Raw genomic sequence first — 25038 nt, forward strand, 5'->3', positions numbered from 1 at the left:
ATGTCTGAAACGAGTCATTTTGCAGGATCAACTGTCGTTTTAGATGTTATTAGAAAAGCATCAAAAATGATGTTCGCAGTCCCCTACTTATCGATCATTGTAGCCATCTGGATGGCTGGAATGCCATGCCCAGGCTGTTTGGATAATGGTTTCGATATTGTCAAATTTTGGTTGCCAGCCGAGGATGGCACGCGCCTTCTCAGAGGATGCAATCAGGGTATCTGGATCTCCTGGTCTACGATCTGCAATCTCCAGAGGGATTGGATGTCCCGTCACCTTTCGGGCTGCTTCTACGATTTGAAGATTGGAGAATCCAGTCGACGAGCCCAGGTTAAAGGCAGTAGATGGGTTGCCATTACGCAGATACTCCACTGCTAAAAGATGGGCATCCGCCAAGTCAAATGGATGGACATAGTCCCGAACATTGGTGCCATCTGGTGTCTGGTAGTCATCTCCAAAAATAGAGATCTTTTCGCGTTTGCCTTGGGCCACTTGTAAGACGATCGGCAAGAGATGGGTCTCTGGTCCATGGTCTTCTCCGATGGATCCGTCAGGCTTAGCACCTGCTACATTAAAGTAACGAAGGGGCACATACTTGATGCCGTAGGCTTGATCAGCCCAACGCATGATGGTTTCCATCATGAGCTTGCTTTCACCATAAGGGTTGATCGGATTTTGTGGAGTGGTTTCAAGAATCGGAATTTCTTCTGGAATGCCGTAGGTGGCAGCAGTTGAAGAAAAGACGATGTAGTGCACCCCACATTCATGCATGACTTCCAAGAGTTTAACCATGCCTGTTGTATTATTGTCAAAATATTTCAATGGATCTGCCATGGATTCAGCGACCAGTGAGTAGGCCGCAAAGTGGATGACGGCGTCAATATCTGCATGTTCCTTAAAAACAGTGCGCATAAAGTCTTGATCTGCTAGGTCTCCTTGGTAAAAGACGGCATCTGGATGCACCGCTGCACGGTGGCCTGTGACCAGGCTATCGACCACGACGACTTTTTCCTGTCCTTCATTAACCAAGCGGTCCACCATGTGGGAACCGATATAGCCAGCTCCTCCGAGTACGAGTATTGCCATTTATTTTCCTTTCGCTTCTTTGTTTTCTCTCTTATTGTACCAAATTTCTGCCTCTTCTCCACACTTAAAGTGTCGCAACAAAGCGTCTAAAGGCTGTCTGGCCTTCTGCTGTTCGCTTGTAGACACCAGCATCTTCCAGCACCCGCGCAAAGATTTGACCGACTGATTTACGGACAAGGGCTTCTGCCTCTGCTTCATCTGTGAGGGATGGGTGAGTGGCTTTCAAATCATCTGCCCAAGGCTGGTGGTAGGTCGCTACCGTGCTCTCACGTCCAAGTAGATAGTCTTGGACCTGCTTGAGTTCTTCCTTAAGACGAGGTGGCAAAATCGCTAGCCCCATGACTTCGATCAGGCCGATATTTTCTTTTTTGATGTGTTGCACATCTGCATGCGGGTGATAGATACCATCTGGATGCTCTGGTGAGGTTTGGTTGTCACGGAGCACCAAGTCCAGTTCATAATGCCCATCACGAATCCGTGCAATGGGGGTAATGGTATGGTGGGGCTGACCGTCGGATGCCGCTAAGACTTGAACGGCTGGATCCGAGTAGCCTCGCCAGGCTGTTAGGATATGGTCTGCCAGGGCAATCAATTGCGCCTTGTCGTCCGATTGCAAGCGGAGAACCGACATGGGCCAGTTGACAATTCCTACCGATACAGCCTCAAAGCCCTCAACGCTAAAGCTTTCCTCCACAGGAGCTAGCTCCATAGGGAAGGTGTGGCGTCCGCCTTGGTAATGGTCATGAGTCAGGATGGATCCCCCTACAATGGGCAGATCTGCATTGGAGCCCGCAAAATAGCCTGGAAAAGTCTCGACAATGGTCAATAGTCGCTCAAAGGTCTTGCGGCTAATGGCCATGGGAACATGCTGGCTATCGAGGAAAATGCAGTGTTCATTGAAGTAGGCATAAGGGGAATACTGGAAACCCCAGTCATGATCGTCCATATCAAAGCGAATGATCCGGTGATTGGCGCGAGCTGGATGGTCTAGGCGACCTTGATAGCCTTCATTTTCAAAACACAATTGGCAGGCTGGATAATGACTGGCTTTGGCAAGCTTGGCCGCTGCAATGTCTTTAGGATCTTTTTCAGGTTTTGACAGATTAATGGTGATTTCAAGAGAACCGTAGGGAGTTTCTGCCTCAAAGGCAATATTTTGCGCAATGGCCTCTACCTTGATGTAATCATTGCGCTTAGAGAGGGCATAGAAATCCGCAATAGCGTCTTCTTTAGACTGACGGTAGGTCTCCCAGAAACGATGGTTGACCTGACTAGGGCTAGGTGTGATCCAATCCATCAACTCTGCACCCAAGCTGTCCTTGGTGGCCATGCTGTCTTGGATCTTGCTATTTGCAACAGCGATCTCTACCAGCTGATCTTTGAGCGCAATCAAGTCTTCTTTTTGAGCTGGGGCGTCTAGCCCTTCTTCTCCAACGCGACTCATGATGCGATTTTTTAGATAAATCCGATCCATCTCTTCGTAGTCACTCGTCGCAATGACGGCTGTGACAAATGCATCCAAAATTCCCTGATTCATTGATTCTCCTTCTTACGTTTTAAATAGTCTCTGACAGCATCCAAATCCTGGAAAACTTGTTCTGCTTTAGTTAAGAAAGACTGTGCTGGTACTTTTAAATCTGGAACACATATGACTGGGATTCCAGCCTGATAGGCTGCTTCAATCCCTGCTTCACTATCCTCTAGCACTAAGCAATTCTCTGGAAAAGCATTCAAATCACTACAAGCCTTTAAAAATATATCTGGGTAAGGTTTACTTCGTTTGACATCTTTTGAAAAAACTAAATGGTCAAATAGGGACAGTATCCCATTGCTATCCAAGATCATTCTAGCCCGAGATTCAACACTTGAAGTTGCTAGGGCGATTGGAATGCCCTCTCTTTTCAAAAAAGAAAGCAAATTTTTAGCACCTTTTTTTAAATGAACACCTTGGGCTAAGATTTTAGCTTCCAGTTCATAGACTTTAGCCAAGGTTTGTTCGAAATTCCAAGGTAAATCATAGGTATCCAAAAATCGTTGAACATTTTCCTCTTCCCTATGTCCACTGTAGTCTCTAGAATAAGTTTCTTCTGTGAAAGGAATTCCAAAATCTCTAAGCAATTCTTGATAAACTTTTAGAGAAATGATTTCCGTATCAGCTAATAAGCCATCTAAATCAAATATTACAGCTTCTATTATTATCACCTAGTCTAAAACCCGTGTCCCTGCCGCAACTTCTGCAATATAAAAGCTAGGCGCATAGCCAACAACTTCTTCATAGCGTTTGCCGACAGCTTCTTCAAATGCTTCAACTTTATCTTTGTTTACAAGGGCGATGGCGCAACCACCAAAGCCTGCTCCTGTCATACGAGCTCCCAAGACACCTTCTTGTTCCCAGGCTGTATGCACCAAGGTATCCAATTCTAGACCTGTCACTTCGTAGTCATGCTCCAAGGATACGTGGGAAGCATTCATGAGACGGCCAAAGCCTTCCAAGTCACCTGCTTCAAGTGCCTTTCGTGCTTGGAGGGTTCGTTGGTTTTCAAGTACAGCATGACGAGCCCGTTTGATGCGATTTTCATCCTTGATCAAGTAGCTGTAGGCATCAAAAGTCCAGAGGTCCAATTCCCCTAAGGTCTGGATGTCTAGTTTTTCTTGGAGTTCAGAGACGGCAGTTTCACATTCCGCACGGCGTTCATTGTATTTTGAATCCGCTAATTCCCGGCGTTTGTTGGTATTCATGATTACCACAACATTGTCTTTGAGGTCTAGCGGTACCAGATCATATTCTAGTGTATTGGTATCAAGATAGATAGCCCGTTGATCAGCCCCCATACCGATGGCAAATTGGTCCATGATCCCAGAGTTAACTCCGATGAAGTGATTTTCGGTTTGTTTCCCGATCTTGACCAAATCTAGACGGTCTAACTGAAGATCATATAGTTTCTCAGCAATGACGCCAATCAAGAGCTCAAGGGAAGCTGAAGAAGAAAGACCAGATCCATTTGGAATATTGCCGTAGACATAGACGTCCATTCCGCTATCAATGACGTGACCTGCTTCTTGCAAGAAGTGTAGCACACCTTTTGGATAGTTGGTCCAGTTGTGCTCTTTTTCAAAGTGGAGATTTTCAAGTGGAACTTCAATGATCCCCTTGTCTTCAAAGTTTCCTGAGAAGAAACGCAAGACCTTATCCTCACGCTTTCTTGCTGCTCCGTAGGTACCAAGTGTGATGGCTGCTGGGAAGACATGACCACCATTATAGTCAGTGTGTTCACCGATCAGATTAATCCGTCCTGGTGAGAAAAAAGTATGATCCGCTTCTGCTCCAAAGACTGTTTGAAAAGCGTTCCGAAGTTCTAGAGTATTCATTGAGATTACCTCACTTATATAGTTATTTATCTTTAGTGTAACCCTTTTCATCAAGCAAATCAATTAATTTACTAAAATTTTAGTAAAATACACTAACCAGGCCAAAGCTATGATATACTAGAAGACAGAAGGAGAAAACTTATGGCTACATTAAAGGATATTGCCAGTCTCGCTAACGTATCCATCGCCACTGTTTCACGTGTGCTGAATCAAGATACTAGTCTTTCTGTAACGGAGGAAACCCGCCACAGAATTTTGACCGTTGCTGACGAACTAGGCTACACCAGACATCAGAAAAGTGGGAACTTTAAGAAAGAAAAACAACAAATTGTCATCATCCAATGGAAAAGTGAAGAGGGAGAGCTGGACGACCTCTACTACTACAACATTCGCTTGGGGATTGAAAAAAGAGCACAGGATCTCGACTATGAGATTCTCCGCTATTTCAATGATATTCCTTTTCGATTAGGTGAGGAAGTTATTGGGGTCCTTTGTATCGGAAAATTTAGTAGGGTTCAGATTCTCGAGCTAGAAAGGCTAGACAAGCCTCTAGTTTTTGTCGATAGTAACACGCTTAACCAAGGACACCCTTGTGTCACGACTGAATTTGAAAATGCTGTACAGACTGCCCTTTCCTATTTACGAAAACATGGCTGTCAAACAATTGGGCTCCTAACCGGTGAGGAAAAAACAACTGACCTATTGGAAAGTATTCCCGATCCTCGGCGACGAGCCTATCGAAACTATTGTATTGAAAGAAGTATTTATCACCCTGAACTCATCCTCACAGGAAGTTTTACAGCTCAATCAGGCTACGATCTCATTTCCTCTAAGCTTCAGTCTGGCTCACCTTTACCAGATGCCTATTTTGCTGCGAGTGATAGTTTGGCCATCGGGGCTCTCCGGGCTTTTCAAGAGGCCGGTATTAAGGTCCCTGATGATATCCAACTCATTTCCTTTAATGATACCAGTTTAGCCAAGCAAGTCTTTCCTCCCCTCTCGACCATCACTGTTTTTACAGAAGAAATGGGACGAACCGCTATGGATGTCCTAAATAAACAAGTCCTATCTCCGAGAGAAATACCCACCCTCACTATGCTAGGAACCAAGCTAACTATTAGAGAAAGTACAAAGAATAGATGATCCTCTATCCTTTCAGAAAATAAGAATTTATGAAAACACACGAAATTTTATACCAGACTTTAGCCCAAGCGAAAGACTATGTCAACGGCGAGCAACTAGCCCAAGAAATGGGGCTGTCTCGCACGTCTATCTGGAAGGCTATTCAACGTCTAGAAAAAGAAGGCATCGAGATTGAGTCCGTCAAAAATCGAGGCTACAAGATACTTTCTGGAGACCTCCTAATACCCCAAGTTATCGAGGAGCATTGTCCTCTAACAGTCTCCTATAATACCCAGTGCCAATCCACCCAGCTAGATGCCAAGAATGCCATGGAAGCTGGTGGACAATCTTCTACTCTTTATCTGGCTCCTTTCCAGACAGCTGGTAAGGGACGTTTTGGGCGCGACTACTACTGTCCTTCTCAAGGGGGAATCTACATGTCTCTCCATCTCAAGCCCAACCTCCCCTTTGATCAAGCTCCCGCCTATACCCTCATGGTCGCAGCTGCTATCTACAAGGCCCTGAAAAATCTGGCCTTATTGGATATTGATATCAAGTGGGTTAATGACATCTACTACAAGGGGAAAAAAGTCGGAGGCATTCTGACTGAAGCCATCAGTTCCATCGAAACAGGCCTTATCACAGATGTCATTATTGGTGTGGGCCTCAATTTTGCCATCACTGATTTTCCAAAGGAACTGAAAGACAAGGCAGGGTCCCTCTTTGGTGCCCAGCCTCCCATTTCCCGCAATGAACTGATTGCTGAGATTTGGAAGGAATTTTTCACCACTCCAGAAGAGGAGTTGATCTACCTCTACAAACAACGTTCACTGGTCCTAGGTAAGGAAGTCCGTTTCGAACAAAATCAGACCAGCTACCAAGGTCTGGCCAGAGATATCTCAGACAGTGGACAACTACTAGTCCAACTGGAGGACGGCCAAGAACGCTGGCTCAACAGTGGCGAAATTTCCCTCAAACAGTGGGACCTGTAAAGCAGACCAACAGCTCAAAAAAGAGTCTGAGACAAAACATTTCTCAGACTCTTTTGTGTGAAGACAGATCAAAGCTTTTTAAAATAATTCTTGATATACTCTAAGCATATATCCAGTAAGAATTTGATAAATAATAATACAATTCCAATCTTCACAAACATGTAATATTTAAATGTGTCATCAAATTCATGCACACGGATCGGAAAGGTGAAGATATTAGACGGATTGATAAGAAAATATAGTGAGATACAAATGGATAAAACCAAGGCCACTATAAAAATTTTTTTATGTAATTGCATTTTTTACCTTACCCTTTCTTGTTTTACAACATTAAATACCAATCACCAATTTTATATAGCCTGATTCATTCTTTTCCTCCTCTTTCTAACAGGCTATTTTTATCGTTTTTACATCTTCATCATACACCAATTTCAAATTAATTCAAGTCTGTTTTTCTAATAATATTTATGGTATAATAAACTTTGAATGATAAACAAAAAAACTCAGCAACTATCTTAGTAAACTCTATAAAATTAACTTTTTAGATAACAGCATGATAAACTTAAGGTTCTTAAAAATTCAAGCATTGTATACATAAAAAAACACCCATCGTGTATACTGACCCCAAAAAGTTAGACAATGAATTGACACAAAGGATTTCGTTCTGTATTGCACAGGACTAAGTCCTTTTCTACAACAAAATAGGCTCTATAATTCCGACGTTGGTTTACCCACTACAGAAATTATAGAGACTCTAAAAAAAGTGCCTCTTGATACTTATTTTAGAAAGCAGACAAACTCCTAATTACATAAAGTAGTCAGTTTACTCTTCAAAAAAATGACAGCTATTTTTTGAGTCAGGAAAGGAAATATAAAACTTTCCGCTGTGAGAAAAGTGCCTGAAACACAATTGTTTCAGGCACTCGGGAGTTTTGGGAGTAAAACAGTTTGGGAAACTGTTTTAGCCTGAGCACAGAAATTAAAGAGCGAAGGGTTCAAAACTAATTGAACACGGGCTGCGGATTGTGTCAAAAAGATAAGTTATCCTAGAATCGAAAGATTCTGCGTCAAACTTCCTATTTTGACTTTATCCGCAGACGCCCTTTGTATCTTAATTAGTCATGGAACTTCTTCGAAGTTCGCTGACGTCCGTACTCACCTAAGGAAAGTTTTTAAGTAGACTTTATATTCAATCTAAAATAAGCACCAGTCGGTGCTTATTTTTTATACTTATCTCGTTTTTTCTGATTGAGCTGTTGATCGATACTTTCGACCAATTTCCCTAAGATATAGCTGACTTGCAAATTTCTCAGTATCAAGAGAGCCCAGAAGATAGCTGCAAGGTAGCTTTCTCTCATCACTGCATCATTGAAAAAATAGGTTTCAAAGGCTGTAAAGATAGCCATAGTCCAAAATTGACGTTTATTCATATTGATATTCTACCACGATTTTCTGGAAAAAGCACATCCTAGTCTTCCTGAACAGTAATTTTGTCAGAGAGGAAATCGAAACCTTCCGGAATGACAGACTCTTCTGCTACCTCGACTTCTTCCTTGTGACCACGCGCTTTCTTCGAGAATTCCGCCCGGACCTGGGTCCACTCCTCCATGGAAATGGCCAAAATTTCAGGTGAGAATCCGGCTGCATTGCTTAAAATATTGCCAAACATGGTATTGAGGTTATCTCGCTTCATGGTCTGTTCGGCATTAAAGGCAGACTCAAAAGCAAGAATCGCATGGCGTTCATTTGCCGCAACCGGTTGCGAACCAACCAGCAAGGCCTTATCTGCCCCTGCTAAGCTTTCAATAATTTCCCCCCAAGCATTTTGCAGGCGGATGAGATTGTTACGGGCCAAATCTGGATTTTCAACCGCTTCTTGTAAGATGGCTTGAACCTTATTGCGATCCACTCGATATCCCTTGCTGGACTTCTGAGGACGGGCTGGAGCCGACTTGGCTACAGGAGCCCCGCTCCCTACTTGAGCTAATTGACTTTTCAGTAACTCCACTTCTCTTTTGAGTTGGTCCATTTGTGCCAAGAAATCTTCTGGAAAAGCCGTTTGACTAGCTGAAGAGCCCCCACCTTTGTATTCTGCCAAGCGAATGGTCATCATCTCTGTATAGATCTTGGGCTGCAGGCTGTTTTTGATATCTGCTAAGCTCCTTGTCGCAAGATCAATCCAAGCAAAGAGGGTAGCTTGCGGAATGGCTAGATTCTGGTTAAATCGTTCACTTACATGGAGATTTTCCCCACCTGTCTGAACAATCAGGAGATCCCGCAAATACTGCAGGAGATCTGTCACAAAGCGGGCCATGTTTTTCCCATTATCAAAGATGAAGTTTAACTGGTCCAAGGCAGCTGTTGCATCTTGTGCTGCCAAGGCTGCCACATAGAGATCCAAAGCTTCTTGACTGATGGAGCCTGTGATTTCTTCTGCCGTCGCAGTGGTCAATTGGGCACCAGCTGTCAGGCTGAGGGCCTGGTCCAAAATGGACAAGGCATCCCGCATCCCACCTTCTGCCCGACGGGCAATAATGGCTACAGCTTCTTCTTCGTAATCAATGCCTTCTTTATCCAAAACAGCTTTTAGGTGGTTTTGAATGGCTGGCGTCTTGATTGATTTGAACTCAAAGCGTTGAACCCGCGAAAGGATGGTTGCTGGAATCTTATGCAATTCCGTTGTTGCTAAAATAAAGACCACATTTTCTGTCGGTTCTTCCAAGGTCTTGAGAAGGGCATTAAAGGCTCCCGTCGAGAGCATGTGGACCTCGTCGATAATATAGACCTTGTGAGGGGCCAGGCTAGGCGCATAGGTCGATTTGTCGCGGATATCGCGGATCTCATCCACCCCATTATTAGAAGCAGCGTCAATCTCGATGACATCCTCTAAACTGCCATTGGTAATGGCTTCACAGATATAGCATTCGTTACAAGGCTCTCCCCCTTTTTGATTGGGGCAGTTCATGGCCTTGGCAAAGATTTTCGCCACACTGGTCTTCCCCGTCCCACGAGGGCCAGAAAAGAGATAGGCATGGCTAATTTTTCCCTGTTCGACAGCTTGTCGTAGGGTCGTCGCAATAACCTCCTGCCCTACAAGCTGGCCAAAGGTCTGGCTTCGGTATTTACGATAGAGGGCTTGATACATTAGTCTACTACTCCAAACATCCTAAAATTCCAATTTGTTTTTTCGAGCAAGATGGCTACAAAACGTTCCAAATAAAGACGATCCAGGTCGTCATAATCTCCCACCCGATCCGAATCTAGATCCAACACTCCAAGCAACTGGTCATTCAAGACCATGGGGACCACAATCTCACTCATGGCCCGACTGTCACAAGAGATATAATTGGCATGCTGGGTCACATCCTCGATGACCAGCGTCTCTCTTTTCTCTGCTGCTTCTCCACAGACACCTTTTCCTAGAGCGATATGGACACAAGATACCTGTCCTTGAAAGGGGCCTAAAATCAACTCTTTTTGATCATAGAGGTAAAAACCTGCAAAGACGGAATGAGGTAGAGCTTGATTGAGCAGAGCACTGGCATTGGCTAAATTGGCCAAGGCATTGCTCTCTCCTTCCAAAAGAGCTTCTAACTGGGCTAGTAAGAGTTTGTAATGTGATTCTTTTTCTTGCGTATTCATACCCTTTATTATACCAAACTTTGGCTAGAAAATTAAGTATTTACCACGGAGCAAGCCTTGATAAAAACCCGACTAGACATCAGAAGTACCAAGCAAATGTTCTCAATAAAAAAGCCAGGGAGCAAGGTCCCTGACTTTGTAAAAATTCATTTAAGCGTCTCTCCGAACATATTGAATCGCCCGATATGTCAGAAAGATGGTCAGAACAAGGGAAACAAACCAAATGGTCCGAAGGCCATAATATTGGATGAGGAAGGTCGAAAGAATAGCCCCTCCGACAAAACTCCCAATCAAGGAGGTCATAAAGAGGGATTCCCAGAAAAACTCCATCTTGCGATCCCGCACAAAATTCCCGTAAGCGACCATGGTCTTCTTGAGATTCCCTGTCATAAAGGAATGGTTGTAAGCATAGCCATCGACTTCTCCAAAGGAAATAGCTACAATCCCCAAGCTCAGTCCAAAGAAAGGCACGATCAGAACATTGGGCACTTCTTTTGGCAGAAAGCCAGCCACCAAGGTCGTCAGGACCAAAGGAACTAAGGTACTAAGCCGCCAAACCGAATGACTAAAGAAGCGCTGAAAGACGGTCATCAAAAAAATCCCGATCATAAAGGCTAACATGGTGGCTAGTTTGACCTCCACATCAGATATTTCATGGCCGATTAACCCAACGGATAGAAAGACCACGTTTCCCGTTTGGCCAGCCGCCAAGGTCCCTCCTCTTTCGATAAAGGTGTAGGCATCTGAAAAACCCGCACACATAGTCAGCAGGCAGGCAAAGGCCTTACTTCTGGAGTGAAACTCCCTTCTTAACTTTTTCATATTTCTCCCTATTTGTCATGGAAAAGAGGCTGGGACACTACTTCCTAACCTCTCTCACTTGTTATCTTATCCTTCACGTGATTCGCTCAAAATCTTCTCAATCTTAGTCGTAATCAAATCGATGGCTACAGTATTGGTCACACCTTCTGGAATGATGACATCCGCATAGCGCTTGGTTGGCTCGATAAACTGATGGTACATCGGCTTCACCACTCCCAAGTACTGCTCGATGACGCTGTCCAAACTCCGACCACGCTCTTCCATATCTCGCTTGATCCGGCGAATGATCCGCACATCATCATCGGTATCAACGAAAATCTTGATATCCATCAAGTCACGAAGACGCTTGTCCTCCAAGACCAAAATCCCCTCAACGATAAAGACATCCTGAGGCTCCTGGCGATAAGTCTTAGCACTACGCGTATGCGCTGCATAGTCATATGTTGGAATATCAACCGGACGTCCAGCCAACAACTCATTGATTTGCTCGATCATGAGGTCTGTATCAAAGGCAAAAGGATGGTCATAGTTGGTCTGAATCCGCTCTTCAAAGGTTAAATGGCTTTGATCCTTGTAATAAGAATCGTGCTCAATCATGGCAATCTTCTCATCCGGGAAGTGGGACAAAATTGCCCGAGAAACACTAGTTTTTCCCCCACCAGAACCGCCTGTTACACCGATAATAATTGGTCTGTTTCGCATCTTCTTCTCCATTTTCTATAATCCTATTTATTCTATCACAAAAGCGGTCACTTGACCACGACTTGAACCATTTTTCTATGGCTTTCATCCAAAATCAAAGAAGGATCTCCTTTCCCCTTCCGTCCCAGTTCGAAAGGCCCATTCCATCTTTTTAGGGTGAAACATGATATAATGAAACCAGTAAATACCTGATTGAAAGGAGCTGCCATGCTAAAACTCGGTATCATCGGCACCAGTGCCATCTCCCATTCCTTCCTGGCTGCAGCTAAAGAAACAGACCAGTATGAGTTAAGAGCGGTCTATTCACGGACCTTGGAGAAAGCTCGTAGTTTCACCCAACCTTATGGACAAGTGGCCCTCTATGATGATCTGATTGCCTTTTTAGATAGTGACCTGGATGTCATCTACATTGCTAGTCCCAATTCACTCCACTATCCTCAGGCAAAGTTAGCCCTTCTAGCTAAGAAACATGTCATCCTTGAAAAACCAGCCGTCACTACTCCCAAGGAATGGGAAGAGTTGGTCAAATTGGCCAAGGAGCACCAGGTCTATCTCTTTGAAGCAGCTCGCAACTATCATGAAAAAGCCTTTGCGACCATCCAAGACTTTCTCAAAGACAAGACCATCTTGGGTGGCCACATGACCTATGCCAAATACTCTTCTAAGATGCCTGAGTTCTTAAAAGGGTCTACTCCCAATATTTTCTCTGACCAGTTTGCAGGCGGAGCCCTTATGGATCTGGGTGTCTATCCCCTCTACTTTGCAATCGGCCTCTTCGGTCAACCTGAATCAGTAACCTATCAGGCGCGGCAATTGCCTAATTCAATCGATTTGAACGGACATGGTAACTTGGTTTATTCTGACTTTGTCATCGGCATTCAAGCCGGCAAAGATGTGACCAGCAATCTTCCTGCTGAAATCTACACAACAGATGGCACCCTCTTTCTGAGTGGCATTGAAGCCGTTAACGAGGCTGTTTTTCAAGACCATTCTGGAAACAGCTACCAGCTTCTAATCACTCCTGCCCCTCATAACATGCTAGAAGAAGCCCAGGCCTTTGCTAGTATGATGACAGAAGGCGACCAGATACTTTACCAGACTTGGCTCCAAACTGGACAGATGGTCCATCAAGCCCTCTATGCTATGCGCCAAGATGCTGGAATACACTTTAAGGACGAAAACTAATATGACACTAGCATTCCCACCGCTCTGGCAAGAGCAACTCAAAACCCTCGGCTTTGAGCAACTCACTGAAATCCAAGAACGCCTCTTTGAGCCGATCACCCAAGGGGAGAACGTACTTGGAGTCAGCCCGACAGGAACTGGGAAGACTCTGGCCTATCTCTTCCCTAGTCTTCTCAAGCTAAAGCCTAAAAAAGCACAACAATTGCTGATCCTCTCCCCCAATACAGAGTTGGCCGGACAAATCTTTGATGTCACTAAACAATGGGCAGAGCCTCTTGGACTAAGTGCTCAACTTTTCCTTTCTGGCTCTAGTCAAAAACGGCAAATCGAACGTCTCAAAAAAGGACCCGAAATTCTCATCGGAACTCCAGGCCGTATTTTTGAGTTGATCAAGCTCAAGAAAATCAAGATGATGAATGTCGATACCATCATCCTGGACGAATTTGACCAACTTTTCAGCGACTCTCAGTATCACTTTGTCGACAAGATTTGCCACTACGCGCCACGAGATCATCAATTTATCTATATGAGTGCAACGACCAAGTTTGATCCAGAGCAAATCGAGCCCAATACCCTGACCATTCAGGTAGAAGGGCAAAGCTTGGACAATATCCAGCACTTCTATATGGAAGTGGACAAGCGAGAAAAGGTCGAACTCCTCAGAAAACTATCCAATGTCGAAGACTTTCGTGGCCTCGTTTTCTTCAATAGCTTGTCCGATCTAGGGAGCGCTGAAGAAAAACTCCAGTACCGAGAAGTTAGCGCTGTCTCACTTGCTAGTGACGTCAACGTCAAATTCCGGAAAGTCATTCTGGAACGCTTTAAGGATCATCAGCTGACACTCCTTCTGGCAACAGATTTGGTAGCGCGGGGAATCGATATCGACTCACTAGAATGTGTCGTCAACTATGAAGTTCCAAGAGATGCCGAAACCTACATCCACCGATCTGGGCGTACCGGACGCATGGGCAAAGAAGGCTATGTCATCACCTTGGTTAGCCATCCAGAAGAATTAAAAAGCTTGAAAAAATTAACCCCTGTTCGTCCTTTGATCCTTAAGGGAGCTCAACTCTATATAGGGGAAGAATAAGAAAATCGTTCGTAGTATTACGAACGATTTTTAATGTAGACAAACTATTGTTTTACATAAAACAGCTGGATGATTTTCAAAAAACAACTTATATTTTTAGTCATTTAAGAATGTGAAAAAAACTTTCCGCCGTGAGAAAAGTGCCTGAAACACAATCGTTTCAGGCACTCGGAATTATTGAGACCTTAAGCTCAATAATTAGTCATGGAACTTCTACGAAGTTCGCTGACGTCCGTACTCACCTAAGGAAAGTTTTTAAAATTACTTTATCTTCAATCTGAATCGTTCGTATTTTTACGAACGATTTTTTTAATTACGATTGTAATAGAGGCGATGACTTTCCACTTGGTGGTTTAAGAGTTCATCAACCGTCACAATGGTGTAGCCTTGCGATTGAAGGTATTGAATCACAGCTGGGAGAGCATTAATCGAAGTTTGGTGAATATCATGCATCAGGATAATTGATCCTGGTTTGACTTGTTTTTTCACCTCTGCTAAGATCGCTTCGGTGTTATGACTCTTCCAATCCAAGGTGTCCACATCCCACATGATAAAGGCTTGATCCACTGCATATTGAATGGCACTATTAATCGAACCATAAGGAGGACGAGTAATCTTCGTTTGCACTCCAGTCACCTTTTGAATCACTTCTTTGGTATCCATGATTTCTTTTTGAGCTGACTCCAAAGGCAACTTAGTTAAGACAGGGTGGTTCCAAGTATGGATCCCGATTTCATGTCCTTCCTGACGGACCCGTTTAGCCACTTCTGGATAGGCAGAGACATTCTTCCCAAGCATAAAGAAAGTCGCTTTAACATGGTACTTGTTGAGGATATCCAGGGCTTGAGGAGTCGTCGATGGATCTGGACCATCATCAAAAGTCAAGGCAACCATCTTAGCGTGACGTTGGGTTTGGTAGGCCTCATAAGCTTCCCGATCTCCAGGATTCAGGCGAGCAGAATCAATCACATCATAGAGCTTCGAAAGGGGCATATCGAAGGTTTCCATGCCCTCAATAGTAACTGGAAGTGTGATAGAAAGAACACCTTGATTGTAGGTGAACTGCCAGCTTGCTATATCACTTGCTGAGACAGCTTGCATCAGCTCTTCAATTCGATCTTCCCCTAACTGTAGGAAGACCAGCTGAGAGCGCAACTCTGTTAAGAGGGTTTCTTTGGCTAGATCAGCATCCGTAAACAATTGGGAGAATTGGAAGACCGTCCCCTCATCCGTTAGATAAAGGAGGGGAAGTTTGTCGATCCCATCTTTGATGAACTTACCGTTTTTCCACTTGTACTGGGTCTTCTTCACCTGATAAGGATGAACCCCGACAAATGGGTCTTCTGAACGTTCGGTATGATAGAACAATAGTTCTTTTGCTTGCTGGTTCTTCTTTTCTTCTTGGGGAAGAGAGCCAACGTCAGCCAAAATTCTCTCTTTGACCACTGCGATAGGTTCTTCGTTATTTTTCGGGTAGTAGGCAGCAACATAAGATTGACCGACCATTCCTTTTTGAAGAATGGTATCTTTGTCTTTTTCAACTGCTTCTTCTTCCTGGATTGCTTTGGAAAACTGTTGATTATAATTTTTGATAGCGCGTGCTTCCTCAATCTTCTGATAAGCAAGATAAATTCCCCCGATGAAAAGGAGGTTGAGGAGGATGAGAATAAGTATTTTCAAGTAGGATTTCTTCATACTCTTATTATAGCAATTTTATCACCAAAAAACAGTAGAAAACTCTAGAATCTAGAAAATAAAAACTAAAATATGGAAGGAAAATTAAAGTAGCTCAGTCCTATCTCCTGTCACTTTGAACCGGCAACTTTCAAGCAGAAAAAAAGAACAGATGTAGTCACATCTGCTCTTTATTACAAGTTATATGGTGCTGATTATAAGGACTTTTCACGAATCACTTCGACTTTGTAGCCATCTGGGTCCACAATAAAGTAATAGTTTGGAAGAGTTCCTGGCAAGCCTTTAGGATCTGTCACTTGGTAACCTTTTTCCTTATGCTCAGCATGAAGGGCTTCAAGGTCTGGCGTACTCAAGGCAACATGGGCAAAGCCATCTCCAATGATGTAAGGACCATGATCATAGTTGTAAGTTAATTCCAACTCATAATCATCCCCTTCTAAACCAAGATAAACAATCGTAAATTTGTATTCAGGAAAATCTTTGCGACGCAATTCCTTAAAGCCAAATGCATCTGCATAAAAGGCAATTGATTCTTCTAAATTCTCCACTCGCAAACAAGTGTGTAACATTTTTGAAGCCATACGACACCTCTTTCTTTTTTTACTATTATACACTAGTCAGACGAAAATAGCGATTATTTGAAATAGATAAAAAAGAGGCTGGGACAAAAGTCCTAGCCTCTCAATTGTCTTTGGATTATTGAGCAAGACGCAGTGGCTGAGTGGGCTCTACTACGCTGATTTTATCAGCTTTTACAGCCCTATTCAACTGTGCGGAGGTGAGACGACGAAATCGAATTCTAACGAATTACCGATTTCTGTCCCACTCTCTTACTTGTTTTTCGTTGATTTAGAACTTGATTTCTTTTTACTATCTGACTTGGTTGCTAGTTTGACCTCGAAAATAGCACCTTTTGGCTTGTTATCTCGAACGGTAATGGTACCATTAAAGGCTTCTACGATTTGCTTGGCTAAGGATAGGCCTAAACCAAAACCACCCTTTTGACGGGTCCGCGCCTTATCCACTCGGTAGAATCGATCAAATATCCGCTTTTTATCTTCGTCTGAAATCCCTGGTCCATTATCCTCTACCCGAAGATAGAGATAGCGATCCTTGAATTGGGCGACAAACCGTATCTTTCCTTCTTCCTCTGTGTATTTGAGGGCATTGTCATACAAAATGGTCATCAGCTGTTTCAGTAGGACCTTGTCAGACACCAGACTCCTTTCGACCTGATTCTCATACTCGAAGATTTTATCATTTTCCTCGGCAATGATTTCATAATTGGCAAAAGTTTGGTCGAAAAAAGAGGGAGGAATTTCACAAAACTCAGGTTTAATCCCATCATCTCGACGGGCTAAGTTTAAGAGATTGGTCGTCAGTAAGCGCATATTGCGAACCTCATCCAAAGAGGAGGCGATGTTCTCACTGGATTCCATGATCGTTGCCTCTGGTTTTCGAAACAGGGTTTCCAAACGATTTTGCAAAACTGCTAAAGGTGTCCGCAATTCATGAGAAGCATTTTCGACAAATGCCTTCTGCCGATTCATACTCTCTAAGAGAGGTTTCACACTCATTTTAGCCAGGAAGATACTTGCAAAGAGGGAAATGCCCCAGAAGCAAATCATGACCAAAGCGATTTGGCTCTCGTGTTTTTCACTGGTCTGCTCCAACTGGCTAATATTGGTCATGATCACGGCATATTTCACCCCATCGATATAATCATCAGGGTCAATATCCACCAAATAAGCCCGGTAACTTTCCTTCTGCTTATAATGATTGGTAATTTGAATCTGCTTGATCTTGTTTAAATAGCTGCGACTAAAGGTCACTGTTTTTAGATCCAGGAAACCATTATCCGTCGTCACATTTTCAAAATTATCATTCAAGAGGATGGCTGTACTATTAGAAGTGACCGATGGTCTAGGGCCATTCTCGGGACCAAGTTCATCATCTTCTGGTCGGTCATCATCTGGTTCGTCTCTTCCCATCCCATTTCCGGTACGATTGGCCAAGCTAATAATAGAATAACGATCTTTACTCAGCATCTTTAAATTTTCATCAACCGTTGTATACAGACTTGACCGCATCACTTGAATAATAATCAAGGTCATGGTTGAGAAAATTAAGGTAAAGAGTCCGAAATAGCGGATGAAATAAGAAAAGTCATCCGCATTAACAGTTTTTTTTATTTTATTGAGCATCTTTCAGAATGTACCCCACGCTACGCAATGTTTGGAGATTTTTTGCAAATTCTGTTCCTTTTAACTTCTTACGAATCTTAGAAACATAAACTTCGACAACCGAGATAGTCGTATCGCTATCAAATCCCCAAAGTCGATCAAAGATTTGTGTCTTGGGCAGGATAACATTTTGATTTTGAAGGAAATAGACCAAAAGATCAAATTCTTTCCCTAATAGCTCCACTTCTTTCCCTTCAACAAGCGTAGAATTTGTCGAAAGATTAACGGTTACATTCCCATAAGAAAGGGTATTTTCATTGACCTTACCAGAGCGCTTCAGCAATGCTTGGATCCGCATCTTGAGTTCTTCTAGGTAGAATGGTTTGGTCAGGTAGTCATCTGCCCCCAACTCGAACCCATGGCCCTTATCGTCCAAGCTCTCTTTGGCTGTCATAATCAATACTGGAGTGGAGACACCCTTATCTCTCAATTCTTTCAAAACTTGGAAACCATCTTTTTCAGGAAGCATGAGATCTAGCAAAATGAGGTCATAGATGCCACTTTCAGCCTCATAAAGGCCTTCGTCTCCATCAAAGACCTGCATGACATCTGCAAAGTCATCTAAAAAATCAAATACTGAATTAGACAAACCGAGGTCGTCTTCGACTAATAGAATCTTAATCATGTGTACTTCTCCTTCTCATTCTTCCACACAAGGATGATGAGTATTTTCTACTCTATTATAACATGACAAGGCCTTATTCAGTAGCATTCAGATAGCGATTTCAACTTTTTTCTTAGCCTACTGTCCCTGTCTCATCCTTTGATGAATTGTTTGTATTACTAGACGATTTTTTTGAATTGGACTTCTTAGAGGACTTTTTACTCGGTTTACCATTTTGTTGCTTGTCTTGTTGACCTTGAGGCCCACCATCTTGTCGTGGTTGGCCATTCCTATTCCCTTGTCCTGGTCCACCGTTTTGGCCATCTTGCGGGGGCATACCGCCTGGTCCACCACCAAAGCCATCTTGTCCTTGACCACCTTGTGGTCCCTCTCCTTGTGGTGGTTGGCCATTCATTTGTCCTTGTCCTGGTCCGCCATTTTGTCCATCAAAACCTTGTGAGTTAGAAGGTCCATTTTGTTCTTGATGATTCCCCTGGCCATTTTGTCCTTGAGAATTTTGGGCAGGCTGGTTACTATTTTGTGTAGCTACCGCTGCTTGTTGGCGTTGGGAAGTTGTATTGGCTGTCGCCAACATTCCCAAGCCAAATCCACCAGTCATCCCAACGATGAGTCCTCCTGTTGCTGCAGCAGTTGCCCACCACTTAGGACTTTTCTTAACGACAATCATTTTTTCAGTTCTTTCTTGCTTTTGTTCATTCGAAGCTTGCATTCTTTCCATTCCTTAAATTATTTATTTAAACAAGGCCTTTGTTTAGATAGAGATAGTTTACCGATTCTTCCTTAATCGTGACTAAATTTTTTCTTAAATTTTCCTAAAATGAGGATGGAGACAATTGTCACAGCTGAATAGAGGACTTGACAGGCTTGCCTTCTTTTTTGTAGAATAGTTACCATAAAAATAAAGCGAGGTTTACTGTTTTGAAAAAAATAGAATCAATGACATTAATTGCCCTTGGAGCAGCACTGATTGCTGTCTTATCTCCATTTCAAATCCCCCTTGGCCCCATTCCAATCACGCTTCAAACTTTAGCAATCGGCTTGATTGCTAGCATCTATCGCCCTACAGAAGCCACTCTTTCTGTTCTCATTTACCTTCTCTTAGGTGCTATTGGCCTTCCCGTCTTTTCAGGTGGTCACGGAGGCATCAGCGCCTTCTACGGTCCCACTGCTGGATTCCTTTTCTTCTTCCCTCTTCGAGCTTTGGTGACTTCTATCTTCGCTGGCCAAAAGGGACAACCCATTCGCATCTTCCTTGCTAACGCCTTAGGGGAAGTCGTTCTCTTTATTGGGGGGGCCTTAGGTTTTATGCTCATTACCCACCAGAGTTTGGATCTCACCGTAAAACTGGTCGTCCTACCTTTTGTATTACCAGATTTGATTAAGATGACTTTGACAACGGTTTTCGCAGTTATTCTCTATCGCAATCTCAAACATCTCCCATATTTCAAAAAAGCAAAATAAAAACTCTTAGAGAGGCCTACAAACCTGCAGGTTCCTCTCTAGGAGCTTTTTTCTTTATTTCGTTGCTAGAAGGGCTGCTTCAACAGCTGCTTTCTCCCGCTCGATGAGATCAATACGAGCCGCGATTTCTTTGATTCCCATCTTGATATTACGGCTGATCGCCATATCATCCAATTGAGGCTCAAAGAAGGCCTTGTATTCATTCAAGCGTTCACGGGTCTTGAAACAGTTAGCTGGGTAGATGACAAACTTATCAAAGCTCATATCACCACCAAGTGCTTTCTTGATCCAATCCCAGTTTTCACGCGCCCAAGTCCAGGTTCTACCTTGGGTAAAGTCATGGTGCAAGAAATTGAAGTACCAGCTCATAGCCAAGTCCTGAGGTTTCACCACATCCTTGTTCTTCCACTCTTTCAATAGAGCTTCCAAAGTTTCCTTATCCTTGGTATAAGAAAGTGCAGCCGCCAACTGGCGTTTAAAGTTTCCATCAACTGTCTTCACATAGGTATCCAGGTATTGTTGGCTAAGTTCCTTGGTTTCCTGGTGTTTGATTTGGTTGACCAAGATTTGCAAGCGAATGGCAGCTGCAAGTTTTTCTAGATCAGCTGCGTGCGCTTCGAAGATAGCGCTCGCTTGTGCTTTTGCAGCTTCATCATTGGCCTTGATCATATTAGCAATCATTAGCTGACGAACTTTTTCGTCTTCTTCTGATTCACCAGGCTTAGCTTCCAGTCCCAAGCGTTCAAAATTGTAACGGTTCAAGCGTTTCAACAACTCATGGAAGGCCACTTCTGTTTCAGTTCCTTCATCCACAAAGAGACTGATTCCAGCTAAGACACTCGAAACAGCTGAAACAACCAAGTAGGAACTTTCTTCTGTCAAATGTTCAATCACTGGCAAGAGGCTTGCATAAGATATTTGACCACTTTCTGCTAAGAGACGGCGTTCTTGAACCACTTGTAGTTTCGAAGTGCTATCTAAGTTAGCAAGGTCAGCAAGGATGTCTTCTAACAATTCCCCACGGTAGTCACTGATATAGTGAGCTGTATTTTCTGTATTGAAGCGAAGAGCTCCGCTGTTAGCTGCTTTCAAGGCACTGTAGTTTGGAATTTCTAAGACTTCAGTTTCCAAGGTATCTGGAATACCTGTCCAGTTGCTATTCAATGGAACAACCCACTTACGGCCTTTTTCTTCTCTTTCTCCGATGAAGAACTGCTCTTGACGGATGATCAAGGTATCGTTCTCTACAACAGCTGAGACAACAGGGTATCCTGGTTGCTCCAACCAAGAATCCATAAAGGCTGCGACATCACGACCTGAAGCTTGCCCAAGAGCATCCCAAAGGTCACGACCGATGGTATTTCCGTATTGGTGTTTTTCAAAGTAAATCTTCAACCCTTTACGGAAGGCATCATCGCCTAACCAACGGCGAAGCATGTGCATGAGACGGCTCCCCTTAGCGTAAACGATGGCTGGGTCAAAGAGGGTGTTGATCTCGTCTGGGTGTTTGACTTCCACATGGACCGATTGAACACCATCTGTAGCATCGCGTTTCAAGGCAGCAGGCACACCAGTTGTTTGGAAGTCTTCAAAGATATTCCAGCTTGGTTCGATGGCATCCAAGCTGACATATTCCATCATATTGGCGAAGCTTTCATTCAACCAGAGGTCATCCCACCATTTCATGGTCACGAGGTTTCCGAACCATTGGTGAGCCAACTCGTGAGCCACCACTAAAGCTACTGTTTGACGGCTTTGGGCAGTCGAATTCTCATCAACAAGAAGGTAGACTTCACGGTAGGTTACCAAGCCCCAGTTTTCCATCGCACCTGAAGAAAAGTCTGGAAGGGCGATATGAAGAGATTGAGGGATTGGATACTTCACGCCATAGTAGTCTTCATAAAATTCAATAGCACGTACGGCAATATCCAATGAGAAGTCCAAGTTTTCTAATGGGTGAGCTTTGGTAGAGTAGACACCGACTAGGGTTCCATTCTTGGTCTTAGCTGTCACTCCTTGAAGGTCTCCAGCCGCAAAGGCCAAGAGATAAGAAGACATACGTGGAGTCGTATCAAACTTCCAAATCCCTGTTTCTTTACGGTTTTCCACATCGATTTCAGGCATGTTAGAAAGAACGATTTCTCCCTCTTCTTGGTCAAATTTCACAGCCAAATCAAAGGTCGCTTTGGCTTCTGGCTCATCCACACTTGGGAAGGCTTCACGTGCAAAGTGGCTCTCAAACTGAGTAGAGATTACTTCCTTCTTTACACCATCTACTGTGTAGTAAGAAGGATAAATTCCTGTCATATTGTCTGTAATCTTACCTGCATAAGTGAGGGTAAGGTTTACTTTTCCAGTAGCAGGAACTTCGATAAAGACAGCCTCTTCCTCATCATTGACTGTAAAGGCACAGTCCTGCCCGTCTACTTGTACAGTTTCGATGATCAAATCCTTTTGGTGAAGAGAGATGCGAGTCTCTTTTGCTTCTCCGCTAATGATCACTTTCCCTGAGAAAGTTTTACTAGAGCGGTTCAAATCTAAGAATAGATCGTAGTGCTCAGGTACAAATGTATCAATAAAATGTGCAACTGCTTGCATGAGTAACTCCTTCTTCATTTTTTCTCATCTTCTATTCTAACATAAATCCTACTAACTGTAAGGTAAGAGGGGGCAAAACCAGACCTACAAAAAGACAAAAGTCTGAGATCATGACCTCAGACTTACTTTTCTTATAATTCCACAATTTTTCCAGTTTCGAAGTAGACAACCCACTCACAGATATTTTTAGCGTAATCACCAATACGCTCCAAGTAGTTGATGACTTGGAAGTAATCACGTCCAGTAATGATCAAGTCAGGATTATGCTTGATTTCTTCCGTTGCTAACTCTTGAATACGATCATAGTACTCATTAATTTTTTCATCGCGAGTTGCTACTTCATAGGCCGTTTCAACATCCCCTTTTAAGTAGAGCTCCAAGGTTGCTTCAACAAAGTCTTTGACTTCTCGACCCATTTTGCTGATTTCTTCTTCTACAACCTTACTACGAAGTTCTCCCTTCATACGGATGGTTGCACGGGCGATAGATACCGCATGGTCTCCCATACGCTCCACGTCAGATACAGCTTTTAAGACAGTCATCACCATCCGAAGATCCTGAGAAACCGGTTGTTGAAGGGCAATCATCTCAAAGGATTTGCGCTCCAACTTCACTTCATACTCATTAATCTCCGCATCATCTTCAATCACCTGACGTGCCAGATCACGATCATGAGTGACAAAAGCTCGAACCGTGCGGTTGATCTGGGTCAAGACTTCATTTCCCATGGCATAAAACTGGTTATGAAGCTTTTCTAAATCTTCTTCAAATTGTACACGTAACATTTACTTTCCCTTTCTTATCCAAACTTCCCTGATACATAATCTTCTGTTTCCTTACGAGCAGGGTTCAAGAAGATTTTTGAGGTGTCATCATACTCGATGAGGTCCCCATCCAAGAAAAAGGCCGTCCTATCCGAGATCCGACTAGCTTGTTGCATAGAGCGCGTCACCAAGAGCATGGTATAACGATCCTTCAATCCATAAAGCGTTTCTTCAATCTTTCCAGCAGAAATCGGATCCAAAGCTGATGTTGGCTCATCCAAGAGGATAATCTTAGGACTGGTTGCCAATACACGCGCCACACAAACCCGTTGTTGCTGTCCCCCTGAAAGACCAATCGCTGAATCATGGAGACGATCCTTGACCTCATCCCAAATAGAAGCATTTTTCAAAGAGGTTTCGACTGCTTCATCCAAGACTTGCTTGTCCTTGACCCCATTGATCATGAGTCCGTATGTGACATTGTCATAGATAGACATAGGGAAGGGGTTGGGCTGTTGGAAGACCATCCCGATTTCCTTACGAAGTTCTACTGTATCCGTCCGAGGACTATAGATATTGTGACCATTGTAAATGACTGTTCCTGTTGTTGTCACCTCATGGTTCAAATCTCCCATCCGGTTGATGGCTTTGAGCAGGGTAGACTTCCCAGATCCAGACGGGCCGATTAAAGCCGTGATTTCTTTAGGGGTGAAATCCAGTGACACACTATTCAGTGCCTTTTTCTTATTGTAATAAACCGACAAGTCCTTGACTTGCAAAATTGGTTCTGTCATGTTTTCATCCTTATGTTATTTCAATGTTGCCAAATCCTATCCAAAGTGACCAGATACATAATCGTTGGTTGATTGCAGTTTTGCATTTTGGAAAATGTTGGCTGTTTTATCATACTCGATCAAATCACCTAGATAGAAGAATCCTGTATAATCGCTAGCACGAGCTGCCTGTTGCATGCTGTGGGTCACGATGATAATAGTATAGTCCTTCTTCAACTCTAGCATGGTTTCTTCCAACTGAGCAGTCGCGATAGGATCCAAGGCTGAAGCTGGCTCATCCATGAGCAAAATCTCTGGTTTAACGGAGATAGCCCGGGCAATACAAAGGCGTTGCTGTTGACCACCTGAAAGCGTCAAAGCAGACTTGTGCAAGTCATCCTTGACCTGATCCCAGAGGGCTGCTTGCTTCAAAGATTTTTCGACGATTTCGTCCAAGACCTTCTTGTCTTTGACACCTGCCCGCTCGTGGGGGAAGGTGATATTGCGGTAGATAGACTTGGCAAAGGGATTTGGTCGTTGGAAGACCATTCCGATATGCTTTCTCATTTCATAGACATTGATATCTGGACGGTTAACGTCAATCCCTTCGTACCAGATCTCCCCAGTCACACGCGCAATATCAATGGTATCGTTCATCCGGTTCAAACTTCTAAGATAGGTAGATTTCCCAGATCCAGAAGGACCGATCAAAGCTGTAATTTTATTCTTCTCAAATTGCATATCCACGCCTTTGATGGATTCATTTGAACCATAGTAGACATGCAAGTCTTTGGTCGAAAGGACCACTTTTTCTTCAGGAAAAGTAATGATATGTTTCTCATCCCAATTGTACTTTGACATTTCTTCTC

23 protein-coding genes are annotated in these 25038 nt (G+C 43.5%); 5 read left to right on the forward strand and 18 right to left on the reverse strand.

The window, feature by feature from the left end:
• Nucleotides 1-87 precede the first annotated feature (87 nt).
• The 4 genes from galE to I2C87_RS04560 all read right to left on the reverse strand — a co-directional run bounded on the left by galE (nt 88) and on the right by I2C87_RS04560 (nt 4455).
• Nucleotides 88-1086, reverse strand: coding sequence for a UDP-glucose 4-epimerase GalE (galE, locus tag I2C87_RS04545; protein WP_195324093.1), 999 nt, complete (start codon nt 1084-1086; stop codon nt 88-90).
• Between the two features lie 64 nt (nt 1087-1150).
• A complete protein-coding gene (gene galT / locus I2C87_RS04550) occupies nt 1151-2623 on the reverse strand; it encodes a UDP-glucose--hexose-1-phosphate uridylyltransferase (RefSeq protein WP_195324094.1) in 1473 nt (490 codons plus the stop codon).
• Nucleotides 2620-3279, reverse strand: a complete 660-nt coding sequence (locus I2C87_RS04555; RefSeq protein ID WP_195324171.1) for an HAD family hydrolase — start codon at nt 3277-3279, stop codon at nt 2620-2622. Before I2C87_RS04555 ends, galT begins: the two co-directional genes overlap by 4 nt.
• A 9-nt stretch (nt 3280-3288) precedes the next feature.
• Nucleotides 3289-4455 (reverse strand): galactokinase, encoded by a 1167-nt coding sequence (locus tag I2C87_RS04560; protein ID WP_195324095.1) that lies wholly within the window; start codon nt 4453-4455, stop codon nt 3289-3291.
• A 141-nt stretch (nt 4456-4596) separates the two neighbouring features.
• Between I2C87_RS04560 and I2C87_RS04565 the strand changes: the two genes are divergently transcribed.
• Both I2C87_RS04565 and birA read left to right on the forward strand, forming a co-directional pair.
• Nucleotides 4597-5598 (forward strand): LacI family DNA-binding transcriptional regulator, encoded by a 1002-nt coding sequence (locus I2C87_RS04565; protein WP_195324096.1) that lies wholly within the window; start codon nt 4597-4599, stop codon nt 5596-5598.
• 29 nt (nt 5599-5627) lie between these two features.
• A complete protein-coding gene (gene birA / locus I2C87_RS04570) occupies nt 5628-6569 on the forward strand; it encodes a bifunctional biotin--[acetyl-CoA-carboxylase] ligase/biotin operon repressor BirA (protein ID WP_048717280.1) in 942 nt (313 codons plus the stop codon).
• A 1217-nt stretch (nt 6570-7786) separates the two neighbouring features.
• Here the strand turns inward: birA and I2C87_RS04575 are convergent.
• From I2C87_RS04575 to udk, 5 genes are all read right to left on the reverse strand, one after another.
• Nucleotides 7787-7999, reverse strand: coding sequence for a DUF3272 family protein (locus I2C87_RS04575; RefSeq protein WP_048690913.1), 213 nt, complete (start codon nt 7997-7999; stop codon nt 7787-7789).
• Nucleotides 8000-8037: 38 nt separating this feature from the next.
• Nucleotides 8038-9714, reverse strand: coding sequence for a DNA polymerase III subunit gamma/tau (gene dnaX / locus I2C87_RS04580; RefSeq protein ID WP_195324097.1), 1677 nt, complete (start codon nt 9712-9714; stop codon nt 8038-8040).
• Complete coding sequence (locus I2C87_RS04585) at nt 9714-10211, reverse strand: GAF domain-containing protein (RefSeq protein ID WP_195324098.1); 498 nt, start codon at nt 10209-10211, stop codon at nt 9714-9716. Before I2C87_RS04585 ends, dnaX begins: the two co-directional genes overlap by 1 nt.
• Nucleotides 10212-10361: 150 nt before the next feature.
• Nucleotides 10362-11033, reverse strand: coding sequence for a YoaK family protein (locus tag I2C87_RS04590; RefSeq protein WP_140813885.1), 672 nt, complete (start codon nt 11031-11033; stop codon nt 10362-10364).
• Between the two features lie 66 nt (nt 11034-11099).
• Nucleotides 11100-11735, reverse strand: coding sequence for a uridine kinase (gene udk, locus I2C87_RS04595; protein ID WP_048691384.1), 636 nt, complete (start codon nt 11733-11735; stop codon nt 11100-11102).
• A 207-nt stretch (nt 11736-11942) separates the two neighbouring features.
• On the opposite strand from udk, the gene I2C87_RS04600 reads away from it, so the two are divergent.
• Entirely contained in the window at nt 11943-12920 is a 978-nt protein-coding gene (locus I2C87_RS04600) for a Gfo/Idh/MocA family protein (protein ID WP_048717272.1), read from the forward strand.
• Between the two features lies 1 nt (nt 12921).
• Nucleotides 12922-14010: a DEAD/DEAH box helicase gene (locus I2C87_RS04605; protein WP_129268872.1), complete on the forward strand. Its 1089-nt coding sequence runs from the start codon at nt 12922-12924 to the stop codon at nt 14008-14010.
• Nucleotides 14011-14319: 309 nt separating this feature from the next.
• On the opposite strand, the gene I2C87_RS04610 is transcribed toward I2C87_RS04605, so the two are convergent.
• The 5 genes from I2C87_RS04610 to I2C87_RS04630 form a co-directional block, all read right to left on the reverse strand.
• The gene (locus I2C87_RS04610) at nt 14320-15690 is read right to left on the reverse strand and encodes a polysaccharide deacetylase family protein (RefSeq protein WP_229046207.1); all 1371 of its coding nucleotides are present in this window, start codon (nt 15688-15690) and stop codon (nt 14320-14322) included.
• A 209-nt stretch (nt 15691-15899) separates the two neighbouring features.
• Nucleotides 15900-16286: a VOC family protein gene (locus I2C87_RS04615; RefSeq protein ID WP_195324100.1), complete on the reverse strand. Its 387-nt coding sequence runs from the start codon at nt 16284-16286 to the stop codon at nt 15900-15902.
• A gap of 249 nt (nt 16287-16535) precedes the next feature.
• On the reverse strand, nt 16536-17909 hold the full coding sequence (locus I2C87_RS04620) for a sensor histidine kinase (RefSeq protein WP_195324101.1): 1374 nt from the start codon (nt 17907-17909) through the stop codon (nt 16536-16538).
• A complete protein-coding gene (locus I2C87_RS04625) occupies nt 17899-18573 on the reverse strand; it encodes a response regulator transcription factor (protein WP_023022847.1) in 675 nt (224 codons plus the stop codon). The genes I2C87_RS04620 and I2C87_RS04625 overlap by 11 nt, the downstream gene beginning before the upstream one ends.
• A gap of 112 nt (nt 18574-18685) precedes the next feature.
• Entirely contained in the window at nt 18686-19282 is a 597-nt protein-coding gene (locus I2C87_RS04630; protein ID WP_195324102.1) for a hypothetical protein, read from the reverse strand.
• Between the two features lie 209 nt (nt 19283-19491).
• On the opposite strand from I2C87_RS04630, the gene I2C87_RS04635 reads away from it, so the two are divergent.
• A complete protein-coding gene (locus I2C87_RS04635; RefSeq protein WP_195324103.1) occupies nt 19492-20034 on the forward strand; it encodes a biotin transporter BioY in 543 nt (180 codons plus the stop codon).
• Nucleotides 20035-20088: 54 nt separating this feature from the next.
• Here I2C87_RS04635 and I2C87_RS04640 read toward each other — a convergent pair whose 3' ends face one another.
• The 4 genes from I2C87_RS04640 to pstB (I2C87_RS04655) all read right to left on the reverse strand — a co-directional run bounded on the left by I2C87_RS04640 (nt 20089) and on the right by pstB (I2C87_RS04655) (nt 25030).
• Complete coding sequence (locus I2C87_RS04640; protein WP_195324104.1) at nt 20089-22632, reverse strand: M1 family metallopeptidase; 2544 nt, start codon at nt 22630-22632, stop codon at nt 20089-20091.
• A 131-nt stretch (nt 22633-22763) separates the two neighbouring features.
• Nucleotides 22764-23417 (reverse strand): phosphate signaling complex protein PhoU, encoded by a 654-nt coding sequence (gene phoU, locus I2C87_RS04645; RefSeq protein WP_006596567.1) that lies wholly within the window; start codon nt 23415-23417, stop codon nt 22764-22766.
• Nucleotides 23418-23431: 14 nt separating this feature from the next.
• On the reverse strand, nt 23432-24190 hold the full coding sequence (gene pstB, locus I2C87_RS04650; protein ID WP_048717263.1) for a phosphate ABC transporter ATP-binding protein PstB: 759 nt from the start codon (nt 24188-24190) through the stop codon (nt 23432-23434).
• Nucleotides 24191-24226: 36 nt separating this feature from the next.
• Nucleotides 24227-25030: a phosphate ABC transporter ATP-binding protein PstB gene (gene pstB, locus I2C87_RS04655; protein WP_048689960.1), complete on the reverse strand. Its 804-nt coding sequence runs from the start codon at nt 25028-25030 to the stop codon at nt 24227-24229.
• Nucleotides 25031-25038: the final 8 nt, after the last annotated feature.

Source organism: Streptococcus sp. 1001283B150225_161107_H12 (assembly GCF_015552665.1).
Taxonomy (GTDB): domain Bacteria; phylum Bacillota; class Bacilli; order Lactobacillales; family Streptococcaceae; genus Streptococcus.

Bases quoted from the DNA above. Each gene is read 5' to 3' on its own strand.
- galE (WP_195324093.1), bottom strand. From the start codon at position 1,086: ATGGCAATACTCGTACTCGGAGGAGCTGGCTATATCGGTTCCCACATG.
- galT (WP_195324094.1), bottom strand. From the start codon at position 2,623: ATGAATCAGGGAATTTTGGATGCATTTGTCACAGCCGTCATTGCGACG.
- I2C87_RS04560 (WP_195324095.1), bottom strand. From the start codon at position 4,455: ATGAATACTCTAGAACTTCGGAACGCTTTTCAAACAGTCTTTGGAGCA.
- I2C87_RS04565 (WP_195324096.1), top strand. From the start codon at position 4,597: ATGGCTACATTAAAGGATATTGCCAGTCTCGCTAACGTATCCATCGCC.
- birA (WP_048717280.1), top strand. From the start codon at position 5,628: ATGAAAACACACGAAATTTTATACCAGACTTTAGCCCAAGCGAAAGAC.
- I2C87_RS04575 (WP_048690913.1), bottom strand. From the start codon at position 7,999: ATGAATAAACGTCAATTTTGGACTATGGCTATCTTTACAGCCTTTGAA.
- dnaX (WP_195324097.1), bottom strand. From the start codon at position 9,714: ATGTATCAAGCCCTCTATCGTAAATACCGAAGCCAGACCTTTGGCCAG.
- I2C87_RS04585 (WP_195324098.1), bottom strand. From the start codon at position 10,211: ATGAATACGCAAGAAAAAGAATCACATTACAAACTCTTACTAGCCCAG.
- I2C87_RS04590 (WP_140813885.1), bottom strand. From the start codon at position 11,033: ATGAAAAAGTTAAGAAGGGAGTTTCACTCCAGAAGTAAGGCCTTTGCC.
- udk (WP_048691384.1), bottom strand. From the start codon at position 11,735: ATGCGAAACAGACCAATTATTATCGGTGTAACAGGCGGTTCTGGTGGG.
- I2C87_RS04600 (WP_048717272.1), top strand. From the start codon at position 11,943: ATGCTAAAACTCGGTATCATCGGCACCAGTGCCATCTCCCATTCCTTC.
- I2C87_RS04605 (WP_129268872.1), top strand. From the start codon at position 12,922: ATGACACTAGCATTCCCACCGCTCTGGCAAGAGCAACTCAAAACCCTC.
- I2C87_RS04615 (WP_195324100.1), bottom strand. From the start codon at position 16,286: ATGGCTTCAAAAATGTTACACACTTGTTTGCGAGTGGAGAATTTAGAA.
- I2C87_RS04620 (WP_195324101.1), bottom strand. From the start codon at position 17,909: ATGCTCAATAAAATAAAAAAAACTGTTAATGCGGATGACTTTTCTTAT.
- I2C87_RS04625 (WP_023022847.1), bottom strand. From the start codon at position 18,573: ATGATTAAGATTCTATTAGTCGAAGACGACCTCGGTTTGTCTAATTCA.
- I2C87_RS04630 (WP_195324102.1), bottom strand. From the start codon at position 19,282: ATGCAAGCTTCGAATGAACAAAAGCAAGAAAGAACTGAAAAAATGATT.
- I2C87_RS04640 (WP_195324104.1), bottom strand. From the start codon at position 22,632: ATGCAAGCAGTTGCACATTTTATTGATACATTTGTACCTGAGCACTAC.
- phoU (WP_006596567.1), bottom strand. From the start codon at position 23,417: ATGTTACGTGTACAATTTGAAGAAGATTTAGAAAAGCTTCATAACCAG.
- pstB (WP_048717263.1), bottom strand. From the start codon at position 24,190: ATGACAGAACCAATTTTGCAAGTCAAGGACTTGTCGGTTTATTACAAT.
- pstB (WP_048689960.1), bottom strand. From the start codon at position 25,030: ATGTCAAAGTACAATTGGGATGAGAAACATATCATTACTTTTCCTGAA.